Below are 18,199 nucleotides of genomic sequence, written 5' to 3' on the forward strand. Positions count from 1 at the left end.
CCGAGCAAAAAAGGAAGGAGTTCATTCCATAAAGGAATTATGTGGTTCGAAAAGGTCGTTTGTTGACCCCGGCCTATAGATTAATACTGACCTGGATCAACGATTACAACCGGTCATGCGAAGAGGAGGTCAATACCCGCTTCGGTCCTCTGCAAAACAACAACAACACACATCAGAAATTTATAAGAATTCTGCTCAGACCTTCAGCCGCTTTGCTGCGGCCGACCCATTCGAGGGTTCTTCATGGCTTCGCAAGACAACAAGAAACAGCGCTCACTGCAGCACGGCCTGACTTCCCGTCAGGTTTCCATGATCTCCATTGCCGGCATCATCGGCGCCGGGCTGTTCATCGGGTCCTCCAACGCCATTGCCACCGCCGGCCCGGCCATCCTCATCTCCTACGCCATGACTGGCCTGCTGGTCTTGCTGGTGATGCGCATGCTGGGTGAAATGGCCATCGCAAACCCCAATAGCGGCTCTTTTTCCACCTACGCCTCGGAGGCCATCGGGCCTTGGGCGGGCTTTACCATTGGCTGGTTGTACTGGTGGTTCTGGGTGTTGATCATTCCGGTGGAGGCCATTGCCGGTGCTGACATCCTGCATGCCTACTTCCCTGGCGTGCCGTCCTGGCTGTTCGCTTTCCTGATCATGCTGGTGCTGTCGGGCACCAACCTGGTCAGCGTGAAGAACTTCGGTGCCTTCGAGTACTGGTTCGCGCTGGTCAAGGTGGTCGCGATCATTGGCTTCATCGGGGTCTGCACCTTGGCGGTGTTCGGCTTCTGGCCGCTGGCAGAGGTATCCGGGGTGAGCCGGCTGTGGGACAGCGCTGGTTTCATGCCCAATGGGTTCGGGACGGTGCTTGGGGGCGTGCTGATCACCATCTTCTCGTTCTTCGGTGCCGAAATTGTCACCATCGCGGCTGACGAAACCGCCAACCCGAAAGACAAGATTCGCCGCGCCACCAACCTGGTGGTGTACCGCATCGCCATCTTCTACCTGGCGTCGATCTTCCTGGTGGTGTCGCTGGTGGCCTGGAACGACCCCGGGCTCAAAGCGGTAGGGTCGTTCCAGCGTGTACTGGAAGTGCTGAACGTGCCGGGCGCCAAGTTGCTGGTTGACCTGGTGGTGCTGGTGGCGGTGACAAGTTGCATGAACTCGGGGCTCTACACGGCGTCGCGCATGCTCTATTCGCTGGGCGCGCGTGGTCAGGCGCTGAGCGTGACCAAGCGCATCTCCGGTTCCGGCGTGCCGACCGTGGCAGTGATCTTCTCCACCCTGGCGGGCTTCGCTGGCTGCTTCGTCAACTATGTGTTCCCGGGCAAAGTGTTTGGCTTCCTGCTGTCGACCACCGGCGCCATCGCCTTGCTGGTGTACCTGGTCATCGCCGTGTCGCAACTGCGCATGCGTGCCCGTGCCGAGCGTGAAGGGCGTCCGCTGGAACTGAAGATGTGGCTGTTCCCATGGCTGACCTGGCTGGTGATAGGCACCATCGTCATGGTGCTGGGCTACATGCTGTTCAGCGATGCCTATCGCTACGAAACGCTGATGACTGCCGGGGTGACCGCGTTCATTTTGCTGGTTTCGCTGACCCAGCGGCGTGCGAAGATGGTTGCCCAGACGGCCTGATGTTTCTGCTTTAATGGGGGCGTTGCGCGCCCCCATTCCAACAAGCACAGGAAGCGTATGACTGATCACACACTTTCCCTTCAAGCCCTCGCGGCCCCTGAGGGTACTTGCTATGGCTGCGGCTGTTCCCACCCCAGCGGCCTGCACCTGCAAAGCCACTGGGACGCCGACGGTGTTCACCTGGTGTGCCGTCACTCGCCCGACAGCACCTTCATTGGCTGGCCTGGCCTGGTTTACGGTGGCCTGCTGGCGATGCTGGTTGACTGCCACTCCAACTGGACGGCGATGGCCTACCACTACCGTAACGAAGGCCGAGAACCGGGCAGCCTGCCGCGTATCGACTGCGTTACCGGCACGCTCAACCTGACCTACCTGAAACCTACGCCGATGGGCGTCGAGCTGTTGCTCAAGGCGCGTGTCGAAGGCGAAGTGGGGCGCAAGAGCCGGGTCATCTGCGAAGTCTGGGCAGAGGATGTACTGACTGTGACTGCCGACTCCGTGTTTGTCCGCGTCGATACCGAAAAGCTCAAGCTCAAGGCCCACGGCCAGGCCTGAGCTGCCAACGCTGATGAGTGGTCGGTGATGGTCAGCGGCTGGGGATGTCTCTAGAGTGACAGGTTCATTCCCTTGGCAAGGTTGATCATGACCGAACTCAGTGCTTTCCCCATTACCCGCAAATGGCCCGCCAAACACCCCGAACGCCTGCAGTTGTACTCGTTGCCGACGCCCAACGGGGTGAAGGTGTCGATCATGCTCGAAGAGATTGGCTTGGCTTACGAGGCGCACAAGGTGAGCTTCGACAATGACGACCAATTGAGCCCCGAGTTCATCTCGCTCAGCGCGAACAACAAGATCCCCGCCATCCTCGACCCGAACGGGCCGGGCGGTCAGCCGCTGGCGCTGTTCGAATCGGGGGCGATCTTGCAGTACCTGGCGGAGAAGAGCGGCCAGCTGCTCAGCCAGGACCCCGCCCAGCGCTACCAGACCCTGCAGTGGCTGATGTTCCAGATGGGCGGCATCGGGCCGATGTTCGGCCAGGTCGGGTTCTTCCATTTCTTTGCTGGCAAGGAATATGAAGACAAGCGCCCGCGCGACCGCTATGTCAACGAGTCCAAGCGGCTGCTGGGCGTGCTGGATCGGCATTTGAAAGGTCGGCAGTGGATGGCTGAGGAATACAGCATCGCCGACATCGCCATCTTCCCTTGGGTGCGTAACCTGGTGGAGCGCTACAACGCCCGTGACCTGGTGGGCTTCGACCAGTTCAAGGAAGTGCAGCGCGTGCTGGCGAATTTCCTCGAACGGCCAGCCGTGCAGCGTGGCCTGAAAATCCCGGGCTGATCAACCTGTGTAGGGACAACTGCCTTGTGCAAACGTTGAAAGGCCTGCGCGGTCGCCCGTAGGAGCGGGTTCACCCGCGAAAGGGCCGGGCCTGCTGGCCAATCTCCACCCGCCGTTCACCGTTGCCGCCGCTACCGTATTCGCGGGTAAACCCGCTCCTACAGAAGGCGGCGTACGGGTTCAGAAGATGTGGTTCAGCAGCCAGTACAGGCTGCCAGCCAACAGCATTGCCGCTGGCAGGGTCAGCACCCAGGCCATCAGCAGATTGAACAAAGTGCGTTTCTGAATCCCCGACCCATTGGCCACCATGGCGCCGGCCACCCCCGAACTCAGCACATGCGTGGTCGACACCGGCAGCCCGAACATATCCGCCGCGCCAATGGTGCACATCGCCACCACTTCGGCCGATGCGCCTTGGGCATAGCTGAGGTGGGTCTTGCCGATCTTCTCGCCAACGGTGACTACAATACGTCGCCAGCCAACCATGGTCCCCAGCCCCAGCGCGATGGCTACAGCCACCTTCACCCACAACGGAATATAGCGGGTGGCGTCGTCCAGCTGGGCCTTGAACAACTGCACTTGGCTGCGGGTGTCGGCATCGAATGTCACCAGGTGGTTTTTCTCCATGAGGCGGATGGCTTCACTGGTCAGATACATGTCGTTGCGCACGTTGGCCATGGCTTCAGCCGGTACGCGCTTGAGCGAGCCATAGCCTTTGACCTCTTCGCCGATCATCCCGGTCAGCGCCGCCAACGCCGGTACCAGGTGCGGGCTGGCCTTGGGCTCGGCAATGAACAGGGTCAGTACCTGGCGCTGGTCAGCCGGGGCCGCTTGCGGGTCGCTGCGTACCAGTGCCTGGCGGGTCACCTCGGCGACAGCGGAAAACTGCAGGGCCTGCCCGTTGGGCATGGTCTTGTTCAGCGCATAAGCCATCGGCAGGGTGCCGACCAGAATCAGCATGATCAGGCCCATGCCTTTCTGGCCATCGTTGGAACCGTGGGCAAAAGAGACCCCGGTGCAGGTCAGAATCAGTAGGCTGCGGATCCACCACGGTGGCGGTGTCTGGCCTTCCGGTGCCTGGTACAGCGCCTTGCGTTTGACCAGCGCGCGCAGGGCCAGCAGCAACAGGGCTGCGCAAGCAAAACCAATCAGCGGTGAGAACAGCAGGGCATAACCCACCTTGCTGGCCTGGGCCCAGTCCACGCCGCTGGTGCCGTCACGCCCATGCATCAGCGCATTGGCCACGCCCACGCCGATGATCGAGCCAATCAGGGTGTGCGAGGATGATGCCGGCAGGCCCAGCCACCAAGTGCCAAGGTTCCAGATGATCGCCGCCAGCAGCAGGGCGAAGACCATGGCGAAGCCGGCCGAAGAACCCACCTGTAGAATCAGTTCTACCGGTAGCAAGGCGATGATGCCGAAGGCCACCGCGCCACTGGAAAAAAGCACGCCCAGGAAGTTGCACAGCCCAGACCACACCACTGCGACCGGCGCCGGCAACGAATGGGTGTATATCACGGTGGCTACCGCGTTGGCGGTGTCGTGGAAGCCGTTGACGAACTCGAAGCCCAGGGCAATCAGCAGCGCCAGGCCCAGCAGAAGGAACGGTGTGGCCGTGGTGATGACCGTACCGCTTGCGGTCACATCCTGCTTGAGGCTCCAGGCGGTGTAGGCGATACCAGCCAGCAGCAGGCTGAAGAACAACGTTAAGGTGGCACGCCCAGGTTTGTGGGAGAGCTGCGGGCGAGCGTCGTGTTTGGCCAGTAGTGGGCTGCTGGCCACTGACGGGGTTGCCATGGGGGCTCCGGTTGGCGTTGGGCGAAAGTGCCGAAGGCCTTGAGCATAGAAACAATTCGTAACCCGGCCGTGACCTCGATCAATGAATTATCTAGGCTCAAGACGGACGGTAATGGCAGGAGACACCCATGATTCGCTGCAAGCGTGTCTATGATGCGGTTGAGGATGAAGATGGCCAGCGTGTACTGGTCGACCGCCTGTGGCCGCGCAACAAACGCAAGGAAGACCTTCATGGGCAGTGGTTGCGCGAAGTGGCACCTTCGAACGAATTGCGTAAGGCGTTCCACCAGGGAGACGTGGATTTTGCCGGTTTTACCCAGCGTTACCAGCAAGCGCTGGCGGCCCACCCCGAGCACTGGTATCCGCTGCTGGACCTGGCCAGGAAGGGGACGCTGACATTGCTTTATGCCGGCAAGGACAGCGAGCACAACAATGCCCGGGTGCTGGCCGACTGGTTGGAAAACGAACTGGACAGGAGTGGCCCTGGCAGTTCGCCAGTTTGTTATGCCCAATGAGTGCGATGCGATGTTCTTACAGTTGATTCCCGCCCAAGACATCCACTGCACCTTCGCCCGCGACCTTACGCGCCGCGCCATGTTGCCCTACTACCGTGAATTCGACCTGCTGTGGATCGAGGACGCCTTCGACGCGGCCTGGGGCTGGCGCGAGCAGTGGCTGGTGATAGAAGGCGACACGCTGTTGGGTTTTTGCAGCCTCAGCCAGGACCGCCAGGCGCTGTTCATCCGCGAGTTGCACCTGTTGCCTGAGCACCGTGGGCGAGGGGTCGGTAGCTGGGTGCTGGAAGAACTGGCGCTGTGGGCCAGGCAGCGGCACCTTCCTCTGTTGCGGCTGATGGTGTTCCGCAGCAACCCGGCCCGCCTGCTGTACCAGCGTCACGGCTTCGTCGAAATGGGTGAAGACGAATGCTTTGTACGGATGCAGCGGGATATCAACGTAGTAGCTAAATGATGGCTTGTCGCGACCGCAGAGCATGGGCATAGTGGATCCACAGCTTTACGGCTGCCTGCAGGCGGGCAGGCCGTACTTGAGCAGATAAGGGAAAAGGAGAAGCCCCTATGAATGGAATCGGTATGCGGCTGCGGGAAGAACGTGAGCGGCTGGGTATGACCCAGCGTGTATTTGGCGATATCGGTGGGGTCGAGCCCAACGCTCAAGGCAAGTACGAAAGCGGTGAACGCACGCCGCGGCTAGATTACCTGGCGGCATTGGCGACCCGGGGCGTGGATGCGTTGTATGTCCTCAGCGGCCTGCGCACCCCGGCAGCGCACGAAGGTTTGAACACGGATGAGTCCGGTTTGCTGGGGGCTTTTCGGAAATTGCGGTCGGATGATCAGGCGGCGCTCTTGCACCTTTTGGGGCGGTTGGCCAACGACGCCAAGCCCCGGCAAATAGTGCGGCCGCTTACTGTCGAACGTCAGTCGTTTCTGAAGGAAGCAATGCGTTAGGCCCACCGTGAAAAATTTTGTTAAGGTGGCGGGATCCAATCGCCCTGCTGACGAGGTGTGTGCTTGATTAGGGTCTTAGTGGTCGATGATCACGATCTGGTACGAACCGGTATTACACGGATGTTGGCCGACATCGACGGCCTGCAGGTGGTGGGTGAGGGAGATTCCGGCGAGTCGGCACTGAAACTGGCCCGGGAGCTGAAACCGGACGTTGTGCTGATGGATGTGAAAATGCCCGGCATCGGCGGCCTGGAGGCCACCCGCAAACTGCTGCGCAGCCACCCTGACATCAAGGTAGTGGCGGTGACGGTGTGCGAGGAAGACCCGTTCCCCACACGCTTGTTGCAGGCCGGCGCTGCCGGCTACCTGACCAAGGGTGCAGGCCTTGACGAAATGGTCCAGGCCATTCGTCTGGCCTTTGCCGGCCAGCGCTATATCAGCCCGCAGATCGCCCAGCAGTTGGCGCTGAAACCGTTCCAGCCGCAGGGGTCTCCGTTCGACGCGTTGTCCGAACGGGAAATCCAGATTGCCCTGATGATCGTCGGCTGCCAGAAAGTGCAGATCATCTCCGACAAGTTGTGCCTCTCGCCCAAGACCGTCAATACTTACCGTTATCGGATCTTTGAAAAACTCTCGGTCACCAGCGACGTCGAACTGACCTTGCTGGCCGTTCGCCACGGTATGGTTGACGCAAGCCTGTAAAACCTCATGTCCCAAGTCTTTGATGCCAGCGCATTCCTGGCGACCTGCAGCGGTCGCCCGGGCGTTTACCGGATGTTCGACGGCGAAGCCCGGCTGCTTTACGTGGGCAAGGCCAAGAACCTGAAGAAGCGCCTGGCCAGCTATTTCCGCAAGACCGGCCTTGCGCCCAAGACCGCCGCGCTGGTTGCGCGCATCGCCCAGGTTGAAACCACCATCACCGCCAACGAAACTGAGGCGTTGCTGCTGGAGCAGAACCTGATCAAGGAGTGGCGGCCGCCTTACAACATCCTGCTGCGCGACGATAAGTCCTACCCCTACGTGTTTCTGTCCGATGGCGAGTTCCCGCGCCTGGGCATTCACCGTGGGGCGAAAAAGGCCAAGGGCCGTTACTTTGGCCCGTACCCCAGCGCCGGGGCCATTCGCGAAAGCCTCAGCCTGCTGCAAAAGGCTTTTTCTGTGCGTCAGTGCGAAGACAGCTACTACGCCAACCGCACCCGGCCATGCCTGCAGTACCAGATAAAACGCTGCAAAGGGCCCTGCACCGACCTGGTGACTGCCGAGGAATACGCAGAGGACGTTCGTCATTCGGTGATGTTTCTGGAAGGGCGTAGCCAGCAACTGGGCAATGAGTTGAACGCCGAGATGGAAAAGGCCGCCATGGCCCTCGATTTCGAAAAAGCCGCCGAGCTGCGCGACCAGATCGCCTTGTTGCGCCGCGTGCAGGACCAACAGTACATCGAGGGCGGCAGCGGCGATGTCGACGTCATCGCCGCCTTCGTCAACCCGGGTGGTGCCTGTGTGCACCTGATCAGCGTGCGCGGCGGGCGAGTACTGGGCAGCAAGAACTTCTTCCCGCAGGTGGGCATCGAGGAGGAGGTGGCCGAGGTCATGGCCGCATTCCTGTCCCAGTACTATCTGGGCAACGCAGAGCGCGAGCTACCCGGCGAGTTGATCGTCAATGTTGTTCACGAAGATTTCAACGCCATCACCGAAGCGCTGCACACGCTGCGTGGCCGCGAACTGACCATCAGCCACCGGGTGCGTGGCACTCGCGCCCGCTGGCAGCAACTGGCCGTGACCAATGCCGAGCAGGCGTTGAATGCCCGCCTGGCCAACCGCCAGCACATGGCTGCGCGCTTCGAAGCCCTGGCCGAAGTGCTGGGCCTGGATGAAGTGCCGCAACGCCTGGAATGCTACGACATCAGCCACTCCAGTGGTGAAGCTACCGTGGCCAGTTGCGTGGTGTTCGGCCCCGAAGGGCCGATCAAGTCCGACTACCGCCGCTTCAACATCGAAGACGTCACCGCAGGTGACGATTATGCGGCCATGCATCAGGCCCTGACCCGCCGCTATGGGCGCATCAAGGACGGCGAGGGCAAGCTGCCCGATGTGCTGCTGGTGGACGGCGGCAAGGGCCAGCTGAACATGGCCCGCGATGTGATGCAGGAGCTGGGCTTCACCGACCTCACCCTGTTGGGTGTGGCCAAGGGCGTCACACGCAAGGCGGGTTTCGAAACCCTGTACCTGAACGATGTGCATCACGAATTCACCCTCAAGGGCGATTCATCGGCGTTGCACCTGATCCAGCAGATCCGCGACGAAGCCCACCGCTTCGCTATCACCGGCCACCGGGCCCGTCGTGGCAAGGCTCGTCGAGTCTCCAGCCTTGAAGATGTGGCCGGGGTAGGGCCCAAGCGCCGCCGCGACCTGCTTAAACATTTCGGCGGCCTGCAGGAGCTCAACCGCGCCAGTATCGATGAAATCGCCAAAGCCCCCGGCATCAGTAAAAAGCTTGCCGAGTCGATTTATGCCAGCCTGCATAGCGAGTAGAATGCCGGGCTCAACTTGCAGCCAGTCGTACCGATGAATATTCCAAACCTGCTCACCGTTCTACGCGTCCTGCTCATTCCGTGCTTCATTCTGCTGTTCTACATGCCCTATCAGTGGAGTTACATGGCCGCCAGCAGCGTATTCGCCGTAGCCGCCGCCACCGATTGGCTGGACGGCTACCTGGCCCGTCGACTGCAGCAGAGCACGCCGTTCGGCGCCTTCCTCGACCCGGTGGCCGACAAGCTGATGGTGGCAGTGGCCCTGGTGCTGCTGGTGCAGACCCACGCCAACTTCTGGCTGACCCTGCCGGCGGCGGTCATCATCGGCCGCGAGATCGTGGTGTCTGCGCTGCGCGAGTGGATGGCTGAGCTAGGCGCGCGGGCGCATGTGGCGGTGTCCAACCTCGGTAAGTGGAAGACTGCGGCGCAGATGCTGGCGCTGGTGATCCTGCTGGGCAACCCGCCGGTGGTGACCTTCTGGGTGATCCTGGGCTACGGGCTGCTGCTGGTGGCAGCGGGGCTGACGCTGTGGTCGATGGTGCACTACCTGCTGGCCGCCTGGCCGCACCTGCGCGAAGGCTCGGAAAAAAAATAAAAGTTTTTTGAATCAAGGGGTTGACGCTGTTTTAGAAATCGCTAGAATGGCACCCATCACGACGCGGGAATAGCTCAGTTGGTAGAGCACGACCTTGCCAAGGTCGGGGTCGCGAGTTCGAGTCTCGTTTCCCGCTCCAAATAAAGATCTACAGGTTTCAGTCGAAGTCTGTAAGTCGTTGAAAAAAGGCCCTTCGGGGCCTTTTTTCGTTCGAATGCATTCTGCCTCAATACCCCGCCCTCCACGAAATTCAAGTACAAACACCACAACGCGGCGCCCTGGCCGTGACGTCGTGTGCTACCTGGACATATCGCTGATCACGTCAGCGGGCATTTCAAAGATCTCGGGTGCGCTCAACAGGTCCACTGCGGACAGCAAGGCATCGGGATCGATTGGGTCTTCCAGGATCAGGGTGTGCTGGGTGTGATTGTCGGTCAGGCGCAACGTGGGGGTGGCGTTGAATCCGTTCTCCAAGGCTTGCGCTTTTTGCGTGTCCACGACTTGGGCAGCCCGTTCGCCGGCCAGGCAGCGTTGCAGGGACGGGCCGATGTCCGGATAGTCGTGTCCAGCAGCCAACCCACGGCCGTTGCCTTGAGCATGCAGGTAGACCCAGAGCACCGCCCCCCAAACGCCTTCGCGCCCCCCACGCTGGCCCATGCATTCGATCAGTCGCGCTTCCCGACTTGCGGCCGGTTCATGCTGGGGGAGGGGCAGGTGACGCCAGGCCAGGTTGACGTGATCGTTGGTGACGATCCAGCGTTGCAGTTGCGGTAGGTAGGCCTGGCAGCGCGGGCATTCGAGGTCGGCGTAGAGGGTGATGGTGAAGCGCGCTTCGGGGTTGCCGTAGATCTGCTGCGGGCCATCATCGGCGGTGGAACGAAAAGGTAGCGGCAGCCACCAGCACAGTGCCAAAACCGCGGCTGCGAGCCAGCCGCAGGCCCACTTTAGGTTGGTTGCACTCATCCGTTTGCGCATGTTGTTGCTCCTGGCAATTCCAGATCGAACGGCTCGAAACCGGTGCGCCGTTTCCATCCTGAGTCATGCGGAGGGCGGCATCGAGTCCACTGATGCCGAGTTGCTGCATGAGGCTATGACGCTGGCTTGCTCTTCAGGTTCCGTCATCGCCAGTGCCAGATATGAACGGGTGGCACGGTGCGGAACAACGGCTACTCCTTTGTTTCAACGATGGACGCTGTGGGGTTGAACGCTTTCGATAGAAGTGGCGCCGCGGCGGTTTGGAAGAAAATTCACACAATGTCCCTCTACCCCTTGAAACGCATGGCCTGCAGGCAGCATGCGTCAGCGCAGGTGCAAGGCTGAACCTGGAAGCCCTGCTCAATCAGCCTGCTTTTCTGAGCTTCGGTTTTGCTGGCGAGGGGATTCACGGTTTGATTCCTCAGGTAGGCCAAGGCGAATCGGGCAAGCGGCTGAAGCGTTACTCTCTGGTCCTGTTGCCTTGTCTTGCGTATCTGGATTGACGCACGAATCAACGGATTTTCCAGGCGATGACGGGGCAAACTGGCGCAGGATGGTGGGTTCGTACAGCGCTTCCTCCATCGCCGAATGACCATTTTGCTCACGAGGGCTTGGTTTCAGAGAATATTTTTTCAATCTCTCTCGTGTATTGTCGGGGGGCTGGTATTCGAATTTTTGTTAGGTAGTGCCATCTTCAGTGCACTTGCTGACAAGCCGGCCGATTGCGTCCCGCTCGAAGTCATGGCGGATGGCGGTCGTTCGTTTCGGGCATTTTATACATGCCCCGAGATGGGCTGGCGAGTCGTGGTGCCTTACGATTTTTTTTAGCGGGGTAGCGACGAAATAGGTTCGGAAGTTTTAACCTGGTACTGCTCCATTTTGTAGTAGGTGGGGTTCATGAGTCGCATACGTTTCTTTGGGAATATTTCTAGGGACTCGCGAACGTACGTAGTTCATGTGGCTATGAGAACTGCCAAAACCCTGCGATTATGATTCCGGTATCGTTATTTCTATACAAGTAAAGTGAGCCATATCCGAATATATAGTTTCCGCTAATTAAGTTGTCTGGATAATAATCTTCATCAATTTGTATGAAAAAGCTGTAATTATCTCTTCTCAGGTCGTTATAGTAGAATGGTTCGTCTTGTATTAACAAGGGGGTCTCCGCTCGAGTTATAAAGTTAAACTCATCCGAGGCTACTTCGCAATAGTCTGTAATGTATGATTTGTTAAGGTGCTTTATCGTATGGTTTTCGTTTTCGCTTTCTTCTGAGAAGTCGTGGGAGAATACTTTTATTGAGCAGTTGGGGTATATATTTTTGTCAATCATGTTTGAGTAATCTTTCGGGATTAAAACTGATATATACTTATTTTTGTCGTCAGGGTTTTGGAATGATGCGTAGAAATTATAGTTTTCAAAACTTTGCTCCATGCCTGTGAGGATGGTCGGAATGTTTCCTCCGATCCTGCCAGTTTTCTTGTCGAATGAATTTTTATCAATTTTGGCGATTAGGTTGTTTATGGGCATTTTGTTAATCCATGTTTGTTAGTGAATTTTATTGATTTTTGTCTGAGTTCCATTGCTTTTTCGGTGGCAAATATTTTAGCGTTTTGAGGGTCCCAGCCTCTGTTTTTACTAGATCCTCGTATATGCCTCTGCGTGTTATTGCAGTGTTTCTATTTATGTTTTGTATTGCGCTCTGTTTTTTCAAAGTCTCCGGGTTGTGTAGGCTGTACTTTGCTTGTGGCTTCGATATGTTTTTGTGCATTGTGTTTTCTTGTAATGCTATTGCTGGATTTGTATTTGCAATACCTGACTTTCTGTTTGTTATAAATTGGTGATTTTTTAACCAGGCATTTTGTAGTAACTCATGAGCGGTCCAGATAGTCAGGCCACTAGAGTCAGTTAGCTGCTCTGGTAGACCTGCCAAGTTGGTGTGAAAGTAATGTGTCGTTTCACTACCCAATTTTCCGTCAATGCGTGCTAGCGGCTCATAGCTGTCCGGAGTGGCATACACATACAAGCTAGCCAGCCCGCTCTGCACCTCTTGAAGCAAGCGCAACCCTTGCCAGTGAAACAACACCCGCCTACGCGGCTCTGGATAGTCCCTCTGATAAACCTCCTTGCTGATCCGCCTCCCCAGCGGGTCATAGGCAAACACCACCCGCTCACGCTCGCCGCTGCGGTACTGCTCCACGCAAACCAGCCGCTGTTCGGCGTCATATTCGAAATACTGCACCCAGTTGCTGCCGATCCGCTTCTCGCACAACCGTCCAAAGCGGTCGTAGCGATAGCGCTTGTCCTGATAAACCAACACCCGGTTGTGCTTGATCAGGCCGTTTAGCTTGGGGCCGTCGAACAGGTTACCTATGTGCCCTCGCCTGACGAGCAGCCGCCGCTGTCCGACAACGCCCCGCCGACACGGACGGCTGCCATCCGCCATGACTTCGAGCGGGACGCCATCGGCCGGCTTGTCAGCAAGCGCACTGAAGAGGGCACCACCGACTACCGCTACGACGCGGCCGACAATCTGCTGTCCATCACCTTCACTGACAACAAAGGAGAAAAACAGCAACTCGACTACACCTACGACGCCAACGGGCAACTGCTCAGCGAAACCAACAGCGCTGGCTTGCTGCAGTACCGCTACGACGAACTGGGCAACCTGCAGACGCTAGTCCTGCCCGACCAACGCGAACTCAACCACCTGTACTACGGCAGCGGGCACCTGCACCAGATCAACCTGAACGGCCGGGTGATCAGCGATTTCGAGCGCGATGCGGTGCACGACGAGGTCCTGCGGACCCAGGGCAAACTGGTCACCCGCACACGCTACGACACCAGCGGTCGCCTGGCCGGCAAGGCTATTCACTACCGCGACGCCCCGGTTGAAGTGCTGCCGCTGCTGGACAAGGCCTATCGCTACGATGCCAGCGACAACCTGATTGCCGAGGTACTGACCCAGACACAGCGCCGTGGGATGACAAACGCCGCCAATGACGAAAACGCGCATCTCGAACAGATCATCGGCCGCTTTCATGACCTACCCCACACGGGCAAGACTTATGCGGGACACAACCGCTACGGCTACGACCTCAACGAGCAGCTGCAAACCGTTCAGCAGTCACGCCCCAACTGGCAGGCCACGCAGGTCGAGGATTTCAAGTACGACAAGGCCGGTAAGACGAATGACCTCATCCAGTACGTTGTAGGCATAGAGGCGGCCACTGCCATCCAGGTCTTTTTGTGCCACCAGCCGGTCCAGTTCGTCCCAGCCGAAGCGGTATGACTCGTCATTCTCGTTGGTAAGTTGCAGTAGCCGACCATAGGCGTCGTAGCGGAATTTCACGCTGTAGCCCATGGCGTCCGTGCGTTCGACCAGCCGGCCGCTGGGATCGTAGCGAAATTGCAGGGTTTTCTGGGCAGGGTCGGCGTAGCGCGTCAGCTGGCCGGCAACATCGACCTCATAACGGTCAATGCGACCGTCCGGGCGTTCGCTTTCGACCAGATAGCCACGTGCGTCGTAGCGGAAGTGGGTGTGTTCACCCCGGGCATTGATGCTTTCGCGTAGGCGGCCATGGGCGTCGTAGTGATACAGCGTCTGGGCATTGCTGCAGTCGCGGTAGCTGAGCAACTGACCGCACGTGTTCCAGCTCAGGTACTTGCTCTTTTCGAGGGCATCGGTGACCTAGGTAACACGGCCTAGCGTCTGCAGGTTGCCCAGTTCGTCGTAGCGGTACTGCAGCAAGCCAGCGCTGTTGGTTTCGCTGAGCAGTTGCCCGTTGGGGTCGTAGGTGTAATCGAGTTGCTGCTTCTTGCCCTGGTTGTCTGTGAAGGTGATGGACAGCAGATTGTCGGCCGCGTCGTAGCGGTAGTCGGTGGTGCCATCTTCGGTGCGCTTGCTGACAAGCCGGCCGATGGCATCCCGCTCGAAGTCATGGCGGATGGCGGTCGTTCGTGTCGGCGGGGCATTATCGGACAGGGGCGGCTGCTCGTCAGGCGAGGGCACATGGGTAAGACGAATGACCTCATCCAGCACGTTGTAGGCATAGAGGCGGCCACTGCCATCCAGGTCTTTTTGTGCCACCAGCCGGTCCAGTTCGTCCCAGCCGAAGCGGTATGACTCGTCATTCTCGTTGGTGAGTTGCAGTAGCCGACCATAGGCGTCGTAGCGGAACTTCACGCTGTAGCCCATGGCGTCGGTGCGTTCGACCAATCGGCCGCTGGAGTCGTAGCGAAATTGCAGGGTTTTCTGTGCTGGGTCGATATAGCGCGTCAGCTGGCCGGCCACATCAATTTCGTAGCGATCGAGGCGGCCGTCCGGGCGTTCGCTTTCGACCAGATAGCCACGTGCGTCGTAGCGAAAGTGGGTGTGTTCACCCCGGGCATTGATGCTTTCACGCAAGCGGCCATGGGCGTCGTAGTGATACAGCGTCTGGGCATTGCTGCAGTCGCGGTAGCTGAGCAACTGACCGCACGTGTTCCAGCTCAGGTACTTGCTCTTTTCGAGGGCATCGGTGACCTGGGTAACACGGCCTTCCGGGTTGTATTGATACTGTGTCTCGCGCCCCAGCGGGTCCTGCTGCCAGAGCAGATTGCCGTGGCTGTCGTAGCCGTATTGCCGAGTTCGCCCGGCTGTATCGGTGACCTGGACGGGCAGTGCCCAATGTCGCAGGTATTTGATGTGTTCGCGGCGGCCGAGGGGATCGCGGGTTTCGATCAGGCGGCCGATATCGTCGTAGCTGTAGCGCCATTCGCCTCCTTGTGGGTCGATGCGCTTGATCAACTGTCCGGCGATCACTTCCGCCAGCCAGCAGTTGCCCTGAGGGTCGATGTGCTTATAGACCTCGTACAGTGGCCCCCAGTAGTAGTGATCACGGCGGCCGAGGTTGTCCGTGACGAGGGTTTCACCGGCTTCCAGGTTGTACTCGAACCGGTACTCTTCACCATCGCTGCCCCAGTGGCGAATCACCCGCCACTCGTGATCGGGTTGGGGCTCCAGCAGTGGAGGCAAGCGGTAGGGTGTACCGTCCAGGCGCTTGGGGGCAGGGCGCGTTTCAGGAATGGCGAAGCGCGCCCATTCGTATTCGCGGACAGCACCGCTAGCCAGTTGATGGCTATTGAGATAGCCCTCGGGGGTGTAAGTGAAGCGGCGGACTCGTTGATCCGTCGCATCCAATACCTCATGCAGTTGCCCGTTGTCGGTGTAGCGATAGCTGACCAGCAGTTCGCTGTGTTCTACCGTCGGTGTTCCACCGTTATTCAGGAACACCCGTGATACCTCACTGACACGCTGGGGATGCCTGGCGGCATAGTGAAGCTGCACGACCGTTTGGCCGTACTTGTCATAGAGGGCTTTCAGGCGCCCTTGTTCGTCGTACAGCAGGTCGAGGCAATTGAGATTGCGGTCGCCGAGCCTGATCAGCCGTGAGCGTTTCGGATTCAGCGGGTCGGTATCGAAGACCCGATAAAGCCCTTCATTGATATCTTCGACAACGGTCTGGCCGTCCTCCAGCTGGAAGAAGGCCAAGCCGTCCACGGCACTGATGAAGGCATCACCGGCACTGAGGCGGCCCAGTTCCAGTCGGTTACCGTCGTTGTCGATGTAGATCCAAAGCGTACCGCCTTGAGGATGTGGGACGCGGGCCAGCTCCACTTCATAGGGGACACTCCAACCCATCCCCAGTAGACCGTCGCTGCGCATGTCCCTGCTGTCGTAGCGCCGTGCCCATTGGATGCCCAGCAAGCCTGGGAGATTGAAATCGATGTCCTCCGGCCCCTCCTGCAGCTTGCTCCCTGTGGCAACGGCAACCGGGTTACCTAATGTGCACCCTTTGATGCGGCCAAACCTTCGGGAGATAAGCATCCCCGCAATGATCCCGGTAAACATCGCAATCTTGCTCTTGCCGTTGCGAATGTCCCGGACCGTCGCCGTACCGCCACCCATGCGCACATTGGGCGATACGTTTTCATTCACATCAATCGTGGCATCGCAGGTGGTCTTGTCACCTGAACGCGCTGCGGGTTGGCCATTGATGAATACCTTGTCCGAGCCTTGCGCAATGAAGGTGTCGGGCAGGGGCGGGTGGCGCGAACAGCTGATCTTGTCTCCTTCAGCGGGCTCCGAGCCTGGGTCGGCCGGTGTGGTCACGGGCGGGTTGAAGATGTCACGTATGGCCATCCCCAGCCCCACGAACGGGACGAGATAAGGCACCGCAGCCATGGCCATGGAACCGACGTTCTCCAGGATGGACGGTTCCTGTTGTTCAGTATCGGCTGCGCCGCCCCCCGGTGGGCCAGTGATGCCGGCCGCGCGCGCAGCGGGCTCCCGGATGGCGGACGGGTCCGCCATCAAGCGATCGAAGAAACCACTCATTGCGTGTCGAGCCGGCCTACCAGGGAAATTTCGAAGTTCGCGCCCATGTACTTGAAGTGCGGGCGCACGGCGAGCGAGACCTGGTACCAGCCCGGATCACCCGCCACGTCCGAGACCTCGACCCTGGCAGCACGCAACGGCCGACGGCTGCGCACATCGGCCGAAGGGTTTTCCTGGTCGGCGACGTATTGCTTGATCCATTTGTTGAGTTCGGACTCAAGGTCCCGTCGCTCCTTCCAGCTGCCGATCTGCTCGCGCTGCAGCACCTTGATGTAGTGGGCCAGGCGATTGACGATGAACAGGTAGGGCAGTTGGGTGCCGAGCTTGTAGTTGGTCTGTGCCTGCAGGCCTTCGGGTGTCTTGGGGAAGTTTTTCGGCTTCTGCACCGAGTTGGCTGAGAAGAACGCGGCGTTGTCGCTGTCCTTGCGCATGGTCAGGGCGATAAAGCCCTCTTCGGCCAGCTCGAACTCCTTGCGGTCGGAAATCAGTACCTCGGTAGGGATCTTGGCCTGCAGCTGGCCCAGCGATTCGTACAGATGCACCGGCAGGCCTTCGACGGCACCTCCCGATTGCGGGCCGATGATGTTGGGGCACCAGCGGTAGCGGGCAAAGCTGTCGTTAATGCAGCTGGCCAACAGGAAGGCTGAGCTGCCCCACAGGTAATTGTCGTGCCGGCCGTTGATGTTCTCATCGTAATTGAAGCTGCTGATCGGCTGGTCCTGGTGATGGTAGGCGGAGCGCAGCATGAAGCGCGGCCCGGTCAGCGCGATGTGGCGGGCATCTTCGCTCTCGCGGAACGCGCGCCACTTGGCATGCCGTGGGCCGGCGAAGATGTCTTTGATTTCTTTCAGGTTGGGTAGCGCTTCGAAGCTGCTCAGGTTGAAGAACTCTGGGGAGGGTGCCGCAATGAAGGGCGCATGCGACATGGCACCGACTGACGCCATGTAGCTCAACAGTTTGATATCAGGCGAAGAGGGGCCGAAGTTGTAGTTGCCAACCATTGCCGCGACCGGCTCGCCACCGAACTGGCCGTAGCCGGCGGTATAGACGTGTTTATAAATACCACTGCAGGTAATGTCGGCGGCGTTCTCGAAGTCATCGAGCAGGTCTTCCTTGCTGACGTGCAAGACTTCGAGCTTGATGTTCTCGCGAAAGTCCGTACGGTCGACCAGAAGTTTGAGGCTTCGCCACGCGGATTCAAGTTGCTGGAACGCGGGTTCATGCAGAATGGCATCCATCTGCTTGCTGAGGACCCGATCCAGCTCGGCAATCATCTGGTCGACGCGGTGTTTGTTGATCAATTGATCTGGGTCATTGTTTTTTAGAATTTCGGCAATGAAGGCGGATACACCCTGCCTGGCCACTTGGTAACCCTCTTGTGTGGGAACCAACTTGGTCTCTGCCATGATCTGGTCGAGCAAGGTGGCATTGCTCAGTGTTTCGGCCTGTGTTTCAACAGTGACAGTTGTGCTTGGCTTTGGCATGGGGACGCTC

16 protein-coding genes, 1 tRNA gene and 1 pseudogene are annotated in these 18,199 nt (G+C 59.0%); 11 read left to right on the forward strand and 7 right to left on the reverse strand.

Annotated elements, in window-relative coordinates:
- Positions 1–243 precede the first annotated feature (243 nt).
- The 3 genes from ACF8FB_RS13505 to ACF8FB_RS13515 all read left to right on the forward strand — a co-directional run bounded on the left by ACF8FB_RS13505 (position 244) and on the right by ACF8FB_RS13515 (position 2,964).
- Positions 244–1,626: an amino acid permease gene (locus ACF8FB_RS13505; RefSeq protein WP_392509103.1), complete on the forward strand. Its 1,383-nt coding sequence runs from the start codon at positions 244–246 to the stop codon at positions 1,624–1,626.
- 57 nt (positions 1,627–1,683) lie between these two features.
- The gene (locus ACF8FB_RS13510; RefSeq protein WP_003251394.1) at positions 1,684–2,181 is read left to right on the forward strand and encodes a PaaI family thioesterase; all 498 of its coding nucleotides are present in this window, start codon (positions 1,684–1,686) and stop codon (positions 2,179–2,181) included.
- Positions 2,182–2,268: 87 nt separating this feature from the next.
- On the forward strand, positions 2,269–2,964 hold the full coding sequence (locus tag ACF8FB_RS13515) for a glutathione S-transferase N-terminal domain-containing protein (protein WP_010954888.1): 696 nt from the start codon (positions 2,269–2,271) through the stop codon (positions 2,962–2,964).
- Positions 2,965–3,144: 180 nt separating this feature from the next.
- On the opposite strand, the gene ACF8FB_RS13520 is transcribed toward ACF8FB_RS13515, so the two are convergent.
- Positions 3,145–4,761, reverse strand: coding sequence for an inorganic phosphate transporter (locus ACF8FB_RS13520; protein WP_392511455.1), 1,617 nt, complete (start codon positions 4,759–4,761; stop codon positions 3,145–3,147).
- Positions 4,762–4,889: 128 nt separating this feature from the next.
- On the opposite strand from ACF8FB_RS13520, the gene ACF8FB_RS13525 reads away from it, so the two are divergent.
- The 7 genes from ACF8FB_RS13525 to ACF8FB_RS13555 all read left to right on the forward strand — a co-directional run bounded on the left by ACF8FB_RS13525 (position 4,890) and on the right by ACF8FB_RS13555 (position 9,492).
- Complete coding sequence (locus ACF8FB_RS13525; protein ID WP_010954886.1) at positions 4,890–5,276, forward strand: DUF488 domain-containing protein; 387 nt, start codon at positions 4,890–4,892, stop codon at positions 5,274–5,276.
- Between the two features lie 10 nt (positions 5,277–5,286).
- Positions 5,287–5,730, forward strand: coding sequence for a GNAT family N-acetyltransferase (locus tag ACF8FB_RS13530; RefSeq protein ID WP_392511456.1), 444 nt, complete (start codon positions 5,287–5,289; stop codon positions 5,728–5,730).
- 107 nt (positions 5,731–5,837) lie between these two features.
- On the forward strand, positions 5,838–6,227 hold the full coding sequence (locus ACF8FB_RS13535) for a helix-turn-helix domain-containing protein (protein ID WP_010954884.1): 390 nt from the start codon (positions 5,838–5,840) through the stop codon (positions 6,225–6,227).
- Between the two features lie 63 nt (positions 6,228–6,290).
- The gene (uvrY, locus tag ACF8FB_RS13540) at positions 6,291–6,929 is read left to right on the forward strand and encodes a UvrY/SirA/GacA family response regulator transcription factor (protein WP_003251380.1); all 639 of its coding nucleotides are present in this window, start codon (positions 6,291–6,293) and stop codon (positions 6,927–6,929) included.
- A gap of 6 nt (positions 6,930–6,935) precedes the next feature.
- Positions 6,936–8,759 (forward strand): excinuclease ABC subunit UvrC, encoded by a 1,824-nt coding sequence (gene uvrC, locus ACF8FB_RS13545; RefSeq protein ID WP_010954883.1) that lies wholly within the window; start codon positions 6,936–6,938, stop codon positions 8,757–8,759.
- Positions 8,760–8,792: 33 nt separating this feature from the next.
- Positions 8,793–9,353: a CDP-diacylglycerol--glycerol-3-phosphate 3-phosphatidyltransferase gene (gene pgsA / locus ACF8FB_RS13550; RefSeq protein WP_010954882.1), complete on the forward strand. Its 561-nt coding sequence runs from the start codon at positions 8,793–8,795 to the stop codon at positions 9,351–9,353.
- 63 nt (positions 9,354–9,416) lie between these two features.
- Positions 9,417–9,492 (forward strand) — tRNA-Gly (locus ACF8FB_RS13555).
- 158 nt (positions 9,493–9,650) lie between these two features.
- On the opposite strand, the gene ACF8FB_RS13560 is transcribed toward ACF8FB_RS13555, so the two are convergent.
- The 4 genes from ACF8FB_RS13560 to ACF8FB_RS13575 all read right to left on the reverse strand — a co-directional run bounded on the left by ACF8FB_RS13560 (position 9,651) and on the right by ACF8FB_RS13575 (position 12,646).
- On the reverse strand, positions 9,651–10,328 hold the full coding sequence (locus ACF8FB_RS13560) for a DsbA family protein (RefSeq protein WP_392509104.1): 678 nt from the start codon (positions 10,326–10,328) through the stop codon (positions 9,651–9,653).
- Between the two features lie 360 nt (positions 10,329–10,688).
- Positions 10,689–10,964 (reverse strand): hypothetical protein, encoded by a 276-nt coding sequence (locus ACF8FB_RS13565; RefSeq protein WP_010954880.1) that lies wholly within the window; start codon positions 10,962–10,964, stop codon positions 10,689–10,691.
- A 325-nt stretch (positions 10,965–11,289) separates the two neighbouring features.
- Positions 11,290–11,856 (reverse strand): hypothetical protein, encoded by a 567-nt coding sequence (locus ACF8FB_RS13570; protein WP_392509105.1) that lies wholly within the window; start codon positions 11,854–11,856, stop codon positions 11,290–11,292.
- A 28-nt stretch (positions 11,857–11,884) separates the two neighbouring features.
- Positions 11,885–12,646, reverse strand: a complete 762-nt coding sequence (locus ACF8FB_RS13575; RefSeq protein ID WP_392511457.1) for an RHS domain-containing protein — start codon at positions 12,644–12,646, stop codon at positions 11,885–11,887.
- 54 nt (positions 12,647–12,700) lie between these two features.
- Between ACF8FB_RS13575 and ACF8FB_RS13580 the strand changes: the two genes are divergently transcribed.
- The gene (locus tag ACF8FB_RS13580; protein WP_392511458.1) at positions 12,701–13,618 is read left to right on the forward strand and encodes an RHS repeat domain-containing protein; all 918 of its coding nucleotides are present in this window, start codon (positions 12,701–12,703) and stop codon (positions 13,616–13,618) included.
- On the opposite strand, the pseudogene ACF8FB_RS13585 reads toward ACF8FB_RS13580, so the two are convergent.
- A pseudogene (locus ACF8FB_RS13585) lies at positions 13,607–16,705 on the reverse strand (DUF6531 domain-containing protein); the annotation flags it as partial. The gene ACF8FB_RS13580 and the pseudogene ACF8FB_RS13585 sit on opposite strands and share 12 nt — an antisense overlap.
- The gene (tssC, locus tag ACF8FB_RS13590; protein ID WP_392509211.1) at positions 16,702–18,189 is read right to left on the reverse strand and encodes a type VI secretion system contractile sheath large subunit; all 1,488 of its coding nucleotides are present in this window, start codon (positions 18,187–18,189) and stop codon (positions 16,702–16,704) included. The pseudogene ACF8FB_RS13585 and the gene tssC, both read right to left, overlap by 4 nt.
- Positions 18,190–18,199 lie beyond the last annotated feature (10 nt).

Origin of the sequence: Pseudomonas sp. yb_2 (assembly GCF_043103905.1) — a bacterium.
GTDB lineage: Bacteria > Pseudomonadota > Gammaproteobacteria > Pseudomonadales > Pseudomonadaceae > Aquipseudomonas > Aquipseudomonas alloputida.